This window comes from Pseudomonas lijiangensis (assembly GCF_018968705.1).
Taxonomy (GTDB): Bacteria; Pseudomonadota; Gammaproteobacteria; order Pseudomonadales; family Pseudomonadaceae; genus Aquipseudomonas; species Aquipseudomonas lijiangensis.
Map to the genome: position 1 here is coordinate 2,156,893 of NZ_CP076668.1, position 13,291 is coordinate 2,170,183.

General features: G+C 59.0%; 11 protein-coding genes and 1 pseudogene. 10 read left to right on the forward strand and 2 right to left on the reverse strand.

Annotation, left to right across the window (positions count from 1 at the left end; translation table 11 throughout):
• Window positions 1–28: 28 nt before the first annotated feature.
• Both KQP88_RS09455 and KQP88_RS09460 read left to right on the forward strand, forming a co-directional pair.
• Complete coding sequence (locus tag KQP88_RS09455; RefSeq protein WP_216705477.1) at window positions 29–1,165, forward strand: glycerate kinase; 1,137 nt, start codon at window positions 29–31, stop codon at window positions 1,163–1,165.
• Window positions 1,166–1,272: 107 nt separating this feature from the next.
• Window positions 1,273–2,313, forward strand: a complete 1,041-nt coding sequence (locus KQP88_RS09460) for a Fic family protein (protein WP_216705478.1) — start codon at window positions 1,273–1,275, stop codon at window positions 2,311–2,313.
• Here the strand turns inward: KQP88_RS09460 and KQP88_RS09465 are convergent.
• Window positions 2,300–3,310, reverse strand: a complete 1,011-nt coding sequence (locus KQP88_RS09465) for a LacI family DNA-binding transcriptional regulator (protein WP_216705479.1) — start codon at window positions 3,308–3,310, stop codon at window positions 2,300–2,302. The two genes, KQP88_RS09460 and KQP88_RS09465, sit on opposite strands and share 14 nt — an antisense overlap.
• Before the next feature lie 188 nt (window positions 3,311–3,498).
• Between KQP88_RS09465 and KQP88_RS09470 the strand changes: the two genes are divergently transcribed.
• From KQP88_RS09470 to KQP88_RS09495, 7 genes and pseudogenes are all read left to right on the forward strand, one after another.
• The gene (locus tag KQP88_RS09470) at window positions 3,499–4,677 is read left to right on the forward strand and encodes a Gfo/Idh/MocA family protein (protein WP_216705480.1); all 1,179 of its coding nucleotides are present in this window, start codon (window positions 3,499–3,501) and stop codon (window positions 4,675–4,677) included.
• Window positions 4,674–5,747, forward strand: coding sequence for a sugar phosphate isomerase/epimerase family protein (locus KQP88_RS09475; RefSeq protein WP_216705481.1), 1,074 nt, complete (start codon window positions 4,674–4,676; stop codon window positions 5,745–5,747). The genes KQP88_RS09470 and KQP88_RS09475 overlap by 4 nt, the downstream gene beginning before the upstream one ends.
• Before the next feature lie 56 nt (window positions 5,748–5,803).
• A complete protein-coding gene (locus KQP88_RS09480; RefSeq protein ID WP_200993090.1) occupies window positions 5,804–7,039 on the forward strand; it encodes an MFS transporter in 1,236 nt (411 codons plus the stop codon).
• A 27-nt stretch (window positions 7,040–7,066) separates the two neighbouring features.
• The gene (locus KQP88_RS09485) at window positions 7,067–7,936 is read left to right on the forward strand and encodes a sugar phosphate isomerase/epimerase family protein (RefSeq protein ID WP_216705482.1); all 870 of its coding nucleotides are present in this window, start codon (window positions 7,067–7,069) and stop codon (window positions 7,934–7,936) included.
• Window positions 7,937–8,125: 189 nt separating this feature from the next.
• Window positions 8,126–8,896 (forward strand): annotated as a pseudogene (locus KQP88_RS25575) (MCP four helix bundle domain-containing protein); the annotation flags it as partial.
• 15 nt (window positions 8,897–8,911) lie between these two features.
• Complete coding sequence (locus KQP88_RS25580; protein WP_407681833.1) at window positions 8,912–9,751, forward strand: methyl-accepting chemotaxis protein; 840 nt, start codon at window positions 8,912–8,914, stop codon at window positions 9,749–9,751.
• Between the two features lie 110 nt (window positions 9,752–9,861).
• A complete protein-coding gene (locus tag KQP88_RS09495; RefSeq protein ID WP_216705484.1) occupies window positions 9,862–11,106 on the forward strand; it encodes a D-mannose isomerase in 1,245 nt (414 codons plus the stop codon).
• 6 nt (window positions 11,107–11,112) lie between these two features.
• Here KQP88_RS09495 and KQP88_RS09500 read toward each other — a convergent pair whose 3' ends face one another.
• Window positions 11,113–12,204, reverse strand: a complete 1,092-nt coding sequence (locus tag KQP88_RS09500) for an AbrB family transcriptional regulator (RefSeq protein ID WP_216705485.1) — start codon at window positions 12,202–12,204, stop codon at window positions 11,113–11,115.
• A 120-nt stretch (window positions 12,205–12,324) separates the two neighbouring features.
• On the opposite strand from KQP88_RS09500, the gene KQP88_RS09505 reads away from it, so the two are divergent.
• Window positions 12,325–13,227 (forward strand): LysR family transcriptional regulator, encoded by a 903-nt coding sequence (locus KQP88_RS09505; protein ID WP_216705921.1) that lies wholly within the window; start codon window positions 12,325–12,327, stop codon window positions 13,225–13,227.
• Window positions 13,228–13,291 lie beyond the last annotated feature (64 nt).

Genomic DNA, 13,291 nt, shown 5'->3' on the forward strand with positions numbered 1-13,291 from the left:
ATCCCTGCATCGGATATGGAGAACAACAATGAAAATCGTCATCGCACCCGACTCTTTCAAGGACAGTCTCAGCGCCCAGGCTGTCGCTAGTGCCATTGCCAGCGGCCTTGCCGACGTCTGGCCGACTGCCGAATTGATACAATGCCCGATGGCCGACGGTGGCGAAGGCACCATCGAAGCCGTATTGGCCGCCTGTAACGGGCAATTGATGAGCGCCGAAGTTCGCGGCCCACTGGAAAGCCCGGTTCACGCCCACTGGGGCTGGCTGCCCCACAGCCGCACCGCGATTATCGAAATGGCCATGGCCAGCGGCCTGCAATTGCTGACCCTCGAACAACGCAATGCCTGCATCACCACGACTTACGGTACGGGTCAGCTGATTGCCCTGGCGCTGGACGCCGGAGCGCAACGGGTGATCCTGGCCATTGGCGGCAGCGCGACCAACGATGCCGGCACCGGCATGCTGTCGGCGCTCGGCGCACGGTTTCTCGACGGCAATGACCAGCCTTTGGCGTCGGGTGGCCTGGCATTGGCGCAACTGGCTCGCGTTGATCTGAGCGGCTTTGATCCGCGTTTGGCCGATGTACGCTTTGAAATCGCTGCCGATGTGGACAACCCCTTGTGCGGCCCGAACGGTGCGTCGCACATTTTCGGCCCGCAGAAAGGCGCATCTCCTGAACAGGTTCTGGCGCTGGATGCTGCCCTCGGGCATTTCGCCGACCTGTCCGTGCAGGCGGTCGGCCAGGATCTGCGCGACAGCCCCGGCAGCGGTGCCGCGGGCGGCATGGGCTTTGCGGCCAAGGCCTATCTCAAGGCTTCCTTCAGGGCAGGCGTGGAAGTGGTGGCCGATCTCACGGGGCTTGAACAGGCGCTGGTGGGCGCGGACCTGGTGATTACCGGGGAAGGGCGCTTCGATGCCCAGACCTTGCGCGGCAAGACGCCCTTTGGCGTCGCCAGAGTCGCCGCCCGTCATCAAGTACCCGTCATAGTGCTGGCCGGTACTCTGGGCGAAGGCTATGAGCGCCTGTACGAACATGGCATCAGCGCCGCATTCGCCCTGGCCAGCGGGCCGATGACTCTGGACGAAGCCTGCCGCAATGCAGCGAGCCTGCTGCATGACCGGGCGCGGGATCTGGCGCGGGTCTGGCGTGTGGCAAAGCTGTAAATGCTGTTGTTGACGCCTGTCATCGAACTTCCCTAAGGTGACGGCGTTTGCAATTTGCGGAGGCCATTCTCATGCCTTCGTGTCACTGAGTATGTAAAGGCTGCGTAATGAGGAAGTACCAACCCCCTCTGACCTTGACCCCGCGTATGTTGAATCTGGTCGCGAATATCAGCGAGCGGGTCGGACGCTTGTCCGCCCTGGATGAAACCAGCCAGACTCCCATGCTCAGGCGCGGAAACCGTATTCGTACCATTCAGGCGTCGTTGGCCATTGAAAACAACACCCTGAGTCTGGAGCAGGTTACGGCTGTGCTTGAGGGGCGGCGAGTGCTGGGATTGCCTCGCGAAATTCAGGAAGTGCGCAATGCTTTTGCTGCTTATGAAGGCATGCCAGGCTGGAGTCCCGGCTCGCTTGAGAATCTGTTGCTGGCGCACCGCACACTGATGTATGGCTTGATCGATGACGCAGGTCATTTCAGGTCGGGCGGTGTCGGTATCTACCGTGGCGATCAATTGATGCATATGGCGCCACCCGCCAGCCGGGTTTTGTCCTTGATGAATGACTTGCTGGAGTGGGCAAGAACATCCGACCTGCATCCGTTGATTGCCAGTTGCGTTTTTCATTACGAGTTTGAGTTCATTCATCCGTTTGCTGACGGTAACGGTCGAATGGGGCGTCTCTGGCAAACACTGATGCTGAGTCAGTGGAGACCGGTGTTGGCATTTCTGCCCGTTGAGACCGTTATTCGTGATCAGCAGGAAGCCTACTACAGCGCGTTGTCTGCTGCTGACAGAGCGTCAGAAGCAACACCCTTTGTCGAGTTCATGCTGGTTGCGTTGCAACAGGCACTGGATGAAGCCGCTCAAACCGACTCAACCCCTGTGCTAGCTACCGCACAAGTAACCGCACAAGTAACCGCACAAGTAAAACGACTGCTTGAAGTCTTTTTGATGAGTGAGTCCGAGTTGAGCGCTGCAGGTTTGATGGAGCTTTTAGGGCTCAATCATCGGCAGTCGTTTCGTACCCGTTATCTGGCTCCCGCTCTGGCGGCCGGGCTGGTGGAGATGACGAATCTGAGTGCACCGCGCAGCCCCAGGCAAATGTACCGTCTGACCGAGCAAGGGCGATCCCTTGTCACTGCTCCTTGAAACCAGGCGCAGCTGTGCTGTTGCGTAACGTCAATTCAAACGGCAGCACGATATGGCGTTGTTCGATGGGTTTCTTTTCGATCAGGGCGATCAGCATCTGGACGGCGGTCTGGCCAAAGGCTTCGGCAGGCTGTGAGATGGTGGTCAGGGGCGGGTCGCAGTAGGCCGCCAGGGGAATGTCGTCGAAGCCCACCAGGGAAAGGTCTTCGGGCACGCGCAGGCCTTGTTCCTTGATGCGTTTCAGTGCGCCGATGGCCATTTCATCGTTTTCGCAGAACAGCGCGGTGGGACGTTCGGGTAGTTCCAGGATGGCGCCTGCGCCGTCATAACCGGCCTGCAGGCTGAAGTTGCCGTGGCACACAAGCGCAGGATCGAATTCGATACCGGCCTGTTCCAGAGCATCAAGGTATCCGGCCACGCGGTCGCGGGTCAGGGGGCTGCTTCTGGGGCCTTTGATCAGGCCGATTCGGCGATGCCCCAGTTCGATCAGGTGCTGGGTCATGGCTTTGGCGGCGGCATGGTTATCCAGGCTGATGGTCGGATGGCGGCCATTGCTGATCACTTCGCAGGCATTGACTATGGGGGGCAAGTCGGCGCTGGAGCAGGTTGTGTCGTAAGGGTCGTAGGCGCGCAGTTGAATCACGCCATCTGCCTGATGGGCATACACCAGCTCGGCAAATGTCCGTTCGATTTCTTCGCGTCCCTGGGTGTCGCACAGCAGCAGTCGATAACCGGCGGCCTGGGCGGCCTGCTGAGCGCCGCTGATCACCCGGGCAAAGAAGGTGTTGGCGATGGTCGGCACCAGGATGACCAGATTGGCGGTCTTGCGGGAGCGAAACTGCACCGCCATGAGGTTGGGGCGATAACCGGCCTGTTCCACGGCGGCATTGACCTTGTCACGGGTCTCGGGCAGCACGCGCTCGGGGGATTTGAGCGTTCGCGACACGGTGGCTACCGAAACCCCTGCCAGTCGGGCTACTTCACGGATATTGGACAAAACCACCTCGTTTCAAGCTGTGCGGTCTGCGAGCTTACCGCAGGTTGAGCGTGTGCAGAAATCTTCGCAAACCCGGCTCCGGAGTTTGACACCCGAGATGGGAGGGGATAAGTTCTCGCCACGATGTAACCGGTTACATATCAGTAAAACCTGAGCCTGACCTTGCTTCGAACAGAGAAGATTTCGTGATGAATGCAGCAATTCCAAAAATAAGAATGGGCTTTGTCGGTGGAGGTGAGGGCGCGTTCATTGCCAAGGCTCACCGCCAGGCCGCCGGGCTTGATGGACGCTATGAGCTGGTGTGCGGCGCGTTTAGCCGGGATATTCAGAATAGCCGCAACACAGGCGTGGCGCTGGGGCTGCCAGAGTCCGGCTGCTACAACTGCTGGCAGCAGATGCTTGAAGACGAGCGTGCGCTACCGGCTGACCAGCGCATGGAGTTGCTGGTGATCGTCACCCCCAATCATCTGCATGCTCCCATTGCCAGCAAGGCGCTGGCTGCGGGTTTTCATGTGTTCAGCGAAAAGCCTGCTGCATTGAACCTGGCCGAGTTGCTGGACTTGAAGGAAGTCGTCGGTCGCAGCAACCGCCTTTATGGCCTGGCCCACACGTACCTGGGTTATCCGATGGTCTGGCAGGCCCGGGAGATGGTGCGCAGTGGTGTGATCGGCGAGCTGCGCAAGGTGATTGTCGAGTATCCCCAGGGCTGGCTCAGCCAGGATGTCGCAGGGCAGGGCAACAAGCAGGCCGACTGGCGGGGGCGACCCGAGCTGTCCGGAGTGGGCGGCTGCATTGGCGATATAGGCACCCATGCGTTTTCCCTGGCAGAGTTCGTGGCCGGTCAGCCGATTGTTCAACTGTGCGCGATGCTGGGCGTACATGTCGAAGGCCGACAGCTGGACGATGACGCTTCGATGCTGTTCAAAATGGCTGAAGGTGCCAGCGGCGTATTGATTGCCAGCCAGGTATGCGCCGGTGAAGAAAACCCTCTCAAGATTCGCCTTTACGGCAGCAAAGGTGGTCTGGAATGGCGTCAGGAAGAACCCTCCAGCCTTATCCATCGTTCTCTCGACCAACCTTTGCGCATCTTGCGTTCCGGTGTCGGCCAGCCCTGGCTGTGTGACGCCGCCAGCCAGCGCATGCGTTTGCCTGCCGGTCATCCCGAAGGCTATCTCGAAGCGATGGCCAACCTCTATGGCGATTTCGCCAGCGCCATTCGTTCCGACATCACTGGCAACAATGCCGCAGGTGTGCCGGGTATCGATGTCGGATTGCGCGGCATGGCCTTTATCGAAACCGCGATCGCCAGCCATCGCAGCGACGCCAAGTGGACCGATCTGGTCTGCACTCAGGGAGCACTGTCATGAGCCAGGCATCCACAGGTTTGCGCGGGCCGGGCATTTTTCTCGCCCAGTTCATGTCGGCCGAAGCACCGTTCGACACACTCGCCAACATTGCCCGCTGGGCCGCGTCACAGGGTTACAAGGCCATTCAGTTGCCGACGCTGGGCACGCAGTTCATCGATCTGGCACGGGCTGCCGAAAGTCAGAGCTATTGCGATGAACTCAACGCCGTCTGCGCCGAGGCCGGTGTCCAGATCAGTGAACTGTCCACGCACCTGCAAGGCCAGTTGGTGGCAGTGCATCCGGCGTTCGACACGCTGTTCGACGACTTCGCGCCGGCTCATCTGCGCGGCCAGCCGCAGGCGCGTACCGAATGGGCAATCGATCAGTTGAAGCTGGCCGCACGGGCCAGTCAGCGCCTGGGCCTGACGGCGCATGCGACCTTTTCCGGTGCGTTGCTGTGGCCTTATGTCTATCCATGGCCGCAAAGGCCTGCCGGACTGGTGGAGCAGGGCTTTGCCGAACTGGCGAAACGCTGGTTGCCGATCCTCGATTGCTTCGATGAGGCTGGCGTCGACCTGTGCTACGAGATTCACCCCGGCGAAGACCTGCACGATGGCGCCAGCTTCGAGCGTTTTCTTCAGGCCGTCGATCATCATCCACGGGCTGCGATTCTGTATGACCCGAGCCATCTGCTGCTGCAGCAAATGGATTACCTGGGTTTTATCGACCGTTATCACGAGCGCATTCGCATGTTTCACGTCAAGGACGCGGAATTCCGTCCTGATGCCCGATCCGGTGTCTACGGCGGTTATCAGGGCTGGGTCGAGCGCCCCGGTCGCTTTCGTTCTCTGGGCGATGGCCAGATCGATTTCAAATCCATCTTCAGCAAGCTGGCGCAATACGACTTTGCCGGCTGGGCGGTGCTGGAATGGGAATGCTGCCTGAAGGATGCCGGGCAGGGCGCGGCGGAAGGCGCGGCATTCATCCGGCAACACATGATTACCAAGACCCGAAAGGCATTCGACGACTTCGCCAGTGTGGCGGCCGATGAACGATCCAACCGCCGGCTGCTGGGGCTGCCCGACGCCTGATTCCAGCACCTGAACCCGATGCTGTTTACCGCTATAAAAATAAAACGGTGACTGTTATGACCCCTATGACTGCGCGTCTGAGCGCCATGATGTTCCTGCAATTCTTTATCTGGGGGGGCTGGTTCGTCACCCTGGGGACTTTTCTCTCCACCAGCCTGGGTGCCAGTGGCGGTCAGGTCGGGATGGCATTTTCCACACAATCCTGGGGCGCGATCATTGCGCCTTTTGTCATCGGCCTGATCGCCGACCGCTATTTCAACGCCGAACGTATTCTCGCCGTGCTGCACCTGTTGGGCGCGGTGCTTTTGTATCAGTTGTATCGTGCGCCTGACTTCAGCCAGTTCTATCCCTATCTGCTGGCCTACATGATCATCTATATGCCGACCCTGGCACTGGTGAATTCGGTGGCCTTCCGGCAGATGAAAGACCCGGCCCTGGAGTTCGCCCGTATCCGTGTCTGGGGCACCATCGGCTGGATTGTGGCCGGGGTGGTGATCAGCTTTGTCTTCACCTGGGACTCCCAGGATGCAATCTCGTCCGGCGCTCTGCGCAGCACTTTCCTGATGTCATCCCTGGCGTCACTGGCGCTGGGGCTGTACAGCTTTACCCTGCCCAGTACGCCATCGCAGAAATCCACATCGGGTCGTGACGGTTTCAGGCAGTTGCTCGGGCTGGACGCCCTGGGTCTGTTGAAGGACCGCAGCTATCTGGTGTTCTTTGTCGCCTCGATCCTGATCTGCATTCCGCTGGCTTTCTATTACCAGAACGCCAACTCGTTTCTGGCAGAAATCGGTGTCGCCAACCCCACGGCGAAAATGGCGGTGGGCCAGGTTTCCGAAGTGGTGTTCATGCTGCTGTTGCCGCTTTTCATTCATCGCTTCGGTATCAAGGTTGCCTTGTTGGTCGGGATGCTGGCCTGGGCCTTGCGCTATCTCCTGTTCGCTTACGGCAATAATGGTGACCTGGCTTTCATGCTGTTCGCGGGCATTGCCTTGCATGGCATCTGTTATGACTTCTTCTTTGTATCGGGCCAGATCTATACCGACGCCAAGGCATCGGAGCGCTTCAGAAGTTCGGCTCAAGGGCTTATTACTCTGGCCACTTATGGGGTAGGCATGCTGATCGGTTTCTGGGTCGCGGGGCATGTCTCCGATTATTACGCAGGCCCCGAAGGCCATCTCTGGCGCAGCATCTGGTTATTCCCGGCGACTTTTTCACTGGGTGTCGTGCTGGTCTTTCTTCTGGCTTTTCGCGATGCGCGGCCGGCCGGTATCACGTTTTCCAAGTCCTGAATAAATCAATAGCCAAAGGAAGTTGCCATGGGTTTCATGAAGTCTGCCGTACTGTCCGCACTCTTTGTCGGGGTTGTAACGGGAGGAGGTGCCGCAATGGCTGCGCCGCCTTCAAGTGCAACCAGTCCGATTGCCTTGCAAATGTATACGTTGCGCAATGCCGGCACGCTTGAGCAACAACTGGCCATGGCAAAAAGTGCAGGTTTCCGCTCCCTTGAAGTCGTCGGCAATCAGGGCGTTACTGCCAATGAACTCAAGTTCCTGCTGGACAAGTATCAGTTGAACGTCGTCTCTTCCCATGAACAACTGGCAACCCTGCGCAACAATCTTCCGGCCACCATTGTCTTTAACCAGACCATCGGCAACAAGGTGCTGGTACTGCCCTGGCTCGATCCGGCCGATCGTCCGACCGATGCCGCAGGCTGGCGCAAACTGGGTGGGGAACTGGATCGTCTGGGCGCCAGGCTGCGGGAGTACGGCATGAAGCTGGCTTACCATAACCATGACTTCGAAATGAAAAAGTATCAGGGCAAGACCGCTTTCGAGTGGCTGGTCAGTTCTACAAAACCCGAGAACCTGCTGCTTGAAGTCGATGTGGCCTGGATTTACCGCGGCGGACATGACCCGGCCCGTTTCATCAGACAGTATGCCGGTCGACTGTTTGCCATTCATGCCAAGGACAACTCCGGCATCGGAGTGCGTGACGATGAAATGAACTTCGCGCCTTTGGGAGAAGGCCTGTTGAGCTGGAAGGAAATCATTCCGGCTTATGAGCGGACCGACAGGCCTCTCTATATCGTCGAACATGACCTGCCCAAGGATCCGGCCGCCATCATCACGACTGCAAGACGCAATCTTCTGGCCGAACTAGCGGCCGAGCGTGTTGCGGGCAAGTGAATGCATAAAGTTTGAAACAGTTGTTTGAGCGGGGCCTGTTGATGACAGGCCCTGTCGCAAAAGAGCGTTGCTCTTCTCGAAAAATGATTTAACTCCGCTCTCAAGAAGTGTTGCACACCGTCGATATGATAGGAGGTTGTCTGACAACATAGCTATAAAACTGCCTTCCAAATATAAGAGCCTCTCGCCATGAACTTACGCACATTAACTATCGCTCGCCGTGCGGGCCTGGGTTTTACCCTGATTTCCCTGTTGGTTGCGTTGTTGGGTTGGTTCTCGCTTGTGCAGATGTCTGCGATTCGCCAGAGCGAAATCGCCGTTGAAACCAACTGGTTGCCGAGCATGCGAGTGGTCAATGACATTCGCGAAATCATGCTGCGCATTCGCACGATTTCCCTGCGTATGGCTCTGGACACGGACCCCAAGAATATTCCTACCTATCGCAGCCAGATGGACGTACGTAATCAGGATCTGGCCAAGAAGCTCGACATTCTCGACAAGTTTGTCGATACCCCGGAAGAGAAGACTCTCGCCGATCAATTCCGTGTCAGCCTGGGTGAATATCAGAAAGCCCTGGAGCGTTCATTCGTGCTGGCAGGCCAGGGCGACAGTGCCGGCTTGAACAAGTTGTTGCTGGTGGACATGAAAACCATCGTCGATGGTTCGGGCAAGCAACTGAGTGACATGGCCGAGTTCTACAATCAGAAGGTCGATGCCGAAGGCAAGGCCGCTGAAATCCAGTATGACCAATCACGCAATATCGTGATTGCGTTTGTGATCCTTGCTGCACTGGGCACTATCGGTCTGGCCCTGTTGCTGACTCGCAGTATCGTCAAGCCTCTGGAAAGCGCTGTGTCTGCCGCCGAGCATGTGGCCAGGGGTGATCTGACCCATGAGGTCGTAGTGGATGGCAGTGACGAAGTCACTCGTCTGTTGCGTGCCCTTGAGCAGATGAAAGACAACCTGCGCACCGCCATGCGCAATATCAGCAGTTCCGCCACCCAACTGGCTTCTGCTGCGACTGAACTCAACTCGGTCACTGAAGACAGTTATCGCGGCCTGAACCAACAGAACGCCGAGATCGATCAGGCAGCCACGGCTGTCAATGAAATGACCTCGGCCGTTGAAGAAGTGGCGCGCAACGCAGTGTCCACCTCCGATGCTTCCAACCATTCCAGCGCCTCGGCCAAGGCCGGTCAGGCGCGTGTGAACGAGACCGTGCAGTCGATCCAGACCCTGACCACCAACGTACAGTCTACTTCGTCGCTGGTTCAGAACCTGGCCGATCAGTCTCAGGACATCGGCAAGGTGCTGGATGTCATTCGCTCCATTGCCGAGCAGACCAACCTGCTGGCGCTCAACGCCGCCATCGAGGCTGCGCGTGCCGGTGAGTCGGGCCGTGGTTTTGCGGTGGTGGCCGACGAGGTGCGGGCACTGGCCCATCGTACCCAGCAGTCGACTCTGGAAATCGACACCATGGTCAGCGCCATGCGCAATGGCTCCGCTCAGGCGCTTGAGTCGATGATGACCAGTCGTGACCGTGCCCATTCAACCTTGTCGCTTGCCCAGGGGGCGGGTGAGTCCCTGAGCGAAATCACTTCGTCCATCAACCAGATTTCCGAGCGTAACCTGGTCATCGCCAGCGCCGCCGAGGAACAGGCACAAGTGGCCCGTGAAGTGGACCGCAATATCGTCAATATCCGCGACCTGTCCATGCAGTCCACCCAGGGTGCAAACCAGATCAGCGCCTCCAGCCATGAGCTATCGCGCCTGGCTGCCGACCTGAATCAGGTCGTGTCCAACTTCAAGGTCTGAAGCAGAACCTTTACAGGTCCGCTTGCCGCTGACCGGCCGTGGCGCGCATGATTGCCCACGGTCGGAAAGACCACCGGTAAATTTCTTATCGTTGGAGGCGGCATCGCGTCATGGACAATAACAACTACAACTTCAGCAGTTGGCTGCTTTCGCAACGTCATCATCAATGGCTGGCCCAGGAAGGCATGCGCCTGCTGGCTTTCGCCAAGGCCTCGAAGCTTGAGAACGGCTTCGGCAGCCTCGACGACTATGGTCGCCTCATGGTCGGTGCCACGGCTCAGACCATGAACACTGCCCGCATGACCCACAGTTTCGCCATGGCCCATGCTCAGGGCATTCCCGGCTGCGCCGCGCTGGTGGATCACGGCATTGCAGCCCTCAGCGGCCCGTTGCGTGACGCCGAGCACGGTGGCTGGTTCAGTGCAGCGCTGGAGGAGGGTGGCAAGACCGACAAGCAGGCCTATCTGCACGCCTTTGTCGCCCTGGCTGCCAGCTCCGCGGTGGTGGCCGGGCGCGAAGGTGCCCAGGCGCTGCTGTCCGATGCGATACAGATCATCAAGACCCGTTTCTGGAGCGAAGAAGAGGGCGCCATGCGCGAATCCTTCGCTCGGGACTGGCAGGGCGAAGAAGCCTATCGTGGTGCCAACAGCAACATGCACAGCACCGAGGCTTTCCTGGCCCTGGCGGATGTTACCGGCGACGCGCAATGGCTTGACCGGGCGCTGAGTATCGTCGAGCGGATCATCCATGAGCATGCCGCGGCCAATGACTTCCAGGTCGTCGAGCATTTCAGCCAGTCCTGGCAGCCTTTACCCGACTACAACCGCGACAACCCCGCAGACGGTTTCCGGCCTTTCGGCACCACGCCGGGGCATGCTTTCGAGTGGGCGCGTCTGGTTCTGCATCTGGAGGCCGCCCTCCAGCGCGCAGGCCGTCCGACGCCTGAGTGGTTGCTGAACGATGCCCGTCAGTTGTTTGCCAATGCCTGCCGCCATGGCTGGAATGTCGATGGCGCGCCAGGCATCGTCTACACCCTCGACTGGGAGAATCGCCCGGTGGTGCGCCATCGTCTGCACTGGACCCATTGCGAAGCCGCCGCCGCAGCCGCTGCGCTGTTGCAGCGTACGGGTGAAAAACAGTACGAGGACTGGTATCGCTGCTTCTGGGAGTTCAACGAAACCCTGTTCATCGACCATGAACACGGTAGCTGGCGTCATGAACTCAACGAGGAGAATGTGCCCAGCGCGGATATCTGGCCGGGCAAGCCTGACCTGTATCACGCCTATCAGGCCACTCTGCTGCCGGTATTGCCGCTGGCGCCAAGCCTGGCCAGTGCCTTGGCGGGCATGGCCTGACGCGAATCAGTGTGCCGGTATCCGCTTGTCGGTCAGGCGGATGATCTGCCGGGCCAGGAAGCTGCCGGTCAGGATCACGCCGAACAGGCGCAGGGTCTGCATCGCCAGCACGAAACCGACGTCGGCATGGGTGTCGATGGCAATGATCGCCATCGCATCCAGGCCGCCGGGGCTGGTGGCCAGGTAGACCGAGAGGTAATCCTTGTCCAGCATCACGGCAATCAGCCAGGCCGAAAGGGCGCACAGCACGATCAGCAGCATCGAAGCGAAGATCATCATCGGCAGGCGTCGCCAGACGTAGCTGATGGTTTCGCGGTCGAAACGCAGGCCGATGTAGCAGCCTATGGCGCCATACCCCATGGCCAGCATCCAGGTGGGGATGGTGATCTGCAGCAGGCCGCTCAATTGCAGAGCACCGCCTATTACCAGCGGCACCAGCAAGGCACCGGCAGGCAGTCGCGCGCCCAGCAGCACACCGAATACGATGACCCCCAGGCTCAGGCCGAAGTCCAGCAGGTTCATGCCTTGCAGCGCCACTTCACTGCTGTGCAGGTCTGCGCCACCACTATCGGGGGCGCCCATGAAGCGGCTGACCAGCGAGCCGACCACCACCACACACACGACCCGCACATATTGCATGGTGGCGACCACCCGGGAGTCTGCGCCGTAGTCTTCGGACATGGCCACCATCGCTGAGGCCGCACCCGGCGAGGTGCCCCAGGCTGCGGTGTTGCTGGGGATGTCGGCAAAGCGCACCAGCACCAGTCCGACCAGCGCACTGAGCAGCACGGTCAGGATCGTTGCGAACAGCATCACATGCCAGGACTGGATGGCGGTCATCAACACACCGATGGTCATGGCGTGGGCGATCAGCACGCCTACCGTGCCCTGGCCCAGCTGGAAAAGCTTTTTATTCATGCGGATGGTCGCACCCGATACACCGAAGCCGATGGCGACCAGCATCGGGCCAAGGAACAGCGCCGCAGGAACGTTCAGGTACTTGAGAAATTGTCCGAAGGTGCCTGCAATCAGCAGCAGACCTGCCCATTGGGCCAGAGGAGGCAGCGAGGATAGTGACAGACTTGAAGCACGTGGCAAGGAGGTTCTCCCAGACTTTGGCTGCCGATCAGGAACTGACCGGTCGCATAAAGTATCGACACTTCAATCGATCAAGTCTATTTTCTAATAATCATGAATTGATAACTTTGGTTGATGGATATGGACCTGCGGGACCTCACTTATTTTGAAACCATCGCTGAGCTGGGGCATCTGGGACGTGCAGCCGAAAAGCTCAATCGCAGCCAGCCGGCACTGACCAAAAGCATTCAGCGTCTGGAAGAGTCTTTTGGTACGCGCCTGTTCCAGCGCGACGGACGACGCATCAAGCTGACCCCGGTGGGCGAACTGCTTCAGGCACGGGGCAGGGAGTTGCAGCAGAGCATTGCCCAGACCCAGCGCGAGGTCCGGGATTTCGCCAGTGGCATGGTGGGTAATATTCGCGTGGGCTGCGCCGCCACCATGGCGGAGTATCTGATGCCCAAGCTGACCTCCGCCTTGCTGCAACGCGCGCCTGACGTGACCTTGAAGCTGGTGGTCGGCCAGGACGACTTGCTCGGCGAATCGCTGCGCTCCGGGCAACTGGACATGATTATCTGCTCGCTGATTCCTGATGATGAGCAGGTCATCAGCTACCCGATTCTCAAGGATGAAGCGGTGGTCATTGCCAGCAAGCATCACCCGATTTTCAAGGCTCCGATGCAGATGAGCGACTTGAATGCCTATCGCTGGGTGTTACCGCCTACAGGTGTGTCTTCACGCAAGTGGCTGGATGCGACCTTTGCCGCCCATGGCCTGCCGCTGCCTGTGGTGCAGATCGAGGCGAACTCCATTTCCCTGCTTCCAGGGCTGATTGCCCAAAGCAACCTGCTGAGCTTTATTGCCCGGGAGTCACTGGAGTTTGGCAAGAACATGCAGCATCTTCGCGAAGTGCCTCTGGAGCAGACCACGATGAAACGCACCATTGGCGTGACACTGCGCAGCAGTGGTTACCTGTCTCCGGCCGCCCAGAAAATGCTGCAGATGCTGCGTGACAATGGTGGCGAATTTGTAGGCTGGACCTGATGTTTTGCGCTTTCATTCGCGGCTGCGTTAGCCTGCGGCCATGCAGATACGTAGGACGTATCTG

Excerpts from the sequence above, each read along its gene's own strand:
- KQP88_RS09475 (WP_216705481.1), top strand. The coding sequence starts at position 4,674 with ATGAGCCAGGCATCCACAGGTTTGCGCGGGCCGGGCATTTTTCTCGCC.
- KQP88_RS25580 (WP_407681833.1), top strand. The coding sequence starts at position 8,912 with ATGCGCAATATCAGCAGTTCCGCCACCCAACTGGCTTCTGCTGCGACT.
- KQP88_RS09470 (WP_216705480.1), top strand. The coding sequence starts at position 3,499 with ATGAATGCAGCAATTCCAAAAATAAGAATGGGCTTTGTCGGTGGAGGT.
- KQP88_RS09455 (WP_216705477.1), top strand. The coding sequence starts at position 29 with ATGAAAATCGTCATCGCACCCGACTCTTTCAAGGACAGTCTCAGCGCC.
- KQP88_RS09485 (WP_216705482.1), top strand. The coding sequence starts at position 7,067 with ATGGGTTTCATGAAGTCTGCCGTACTGTCCGCACTCTTTGTCGGGGTT.
- KQP88_RS09495 (WP_216705484.1), top strand. The coding sequence starts at position 9,862 with ATGGACAATAACAACTACAACTTCAGCAGTTGGCTGCTTTCGCAACGT.
- KQP88_RS09480 (WP_200993090.1), top strand. The coding sequence starts at position 5,804 with ATGACCCCTATGACTGCGCGTCTGAGCGCCATGATGTTCCTGCAATTC.
- KQP88_RS09505 (WP_216705921.1), top strand. The coding sequence starts at position 12,325 with ATGGACCTGCGGGACCTCACTTATTTTGAAACCATCGCTGAGCTGGGG.
- KQP88_RS09460 (WP_216705478.1), top strand. The coding sequence starts at position 1,273 with ATGAGGAAGTACCAACCCCCTCTGACCTTGACCCCGCGTATGTTGAAT.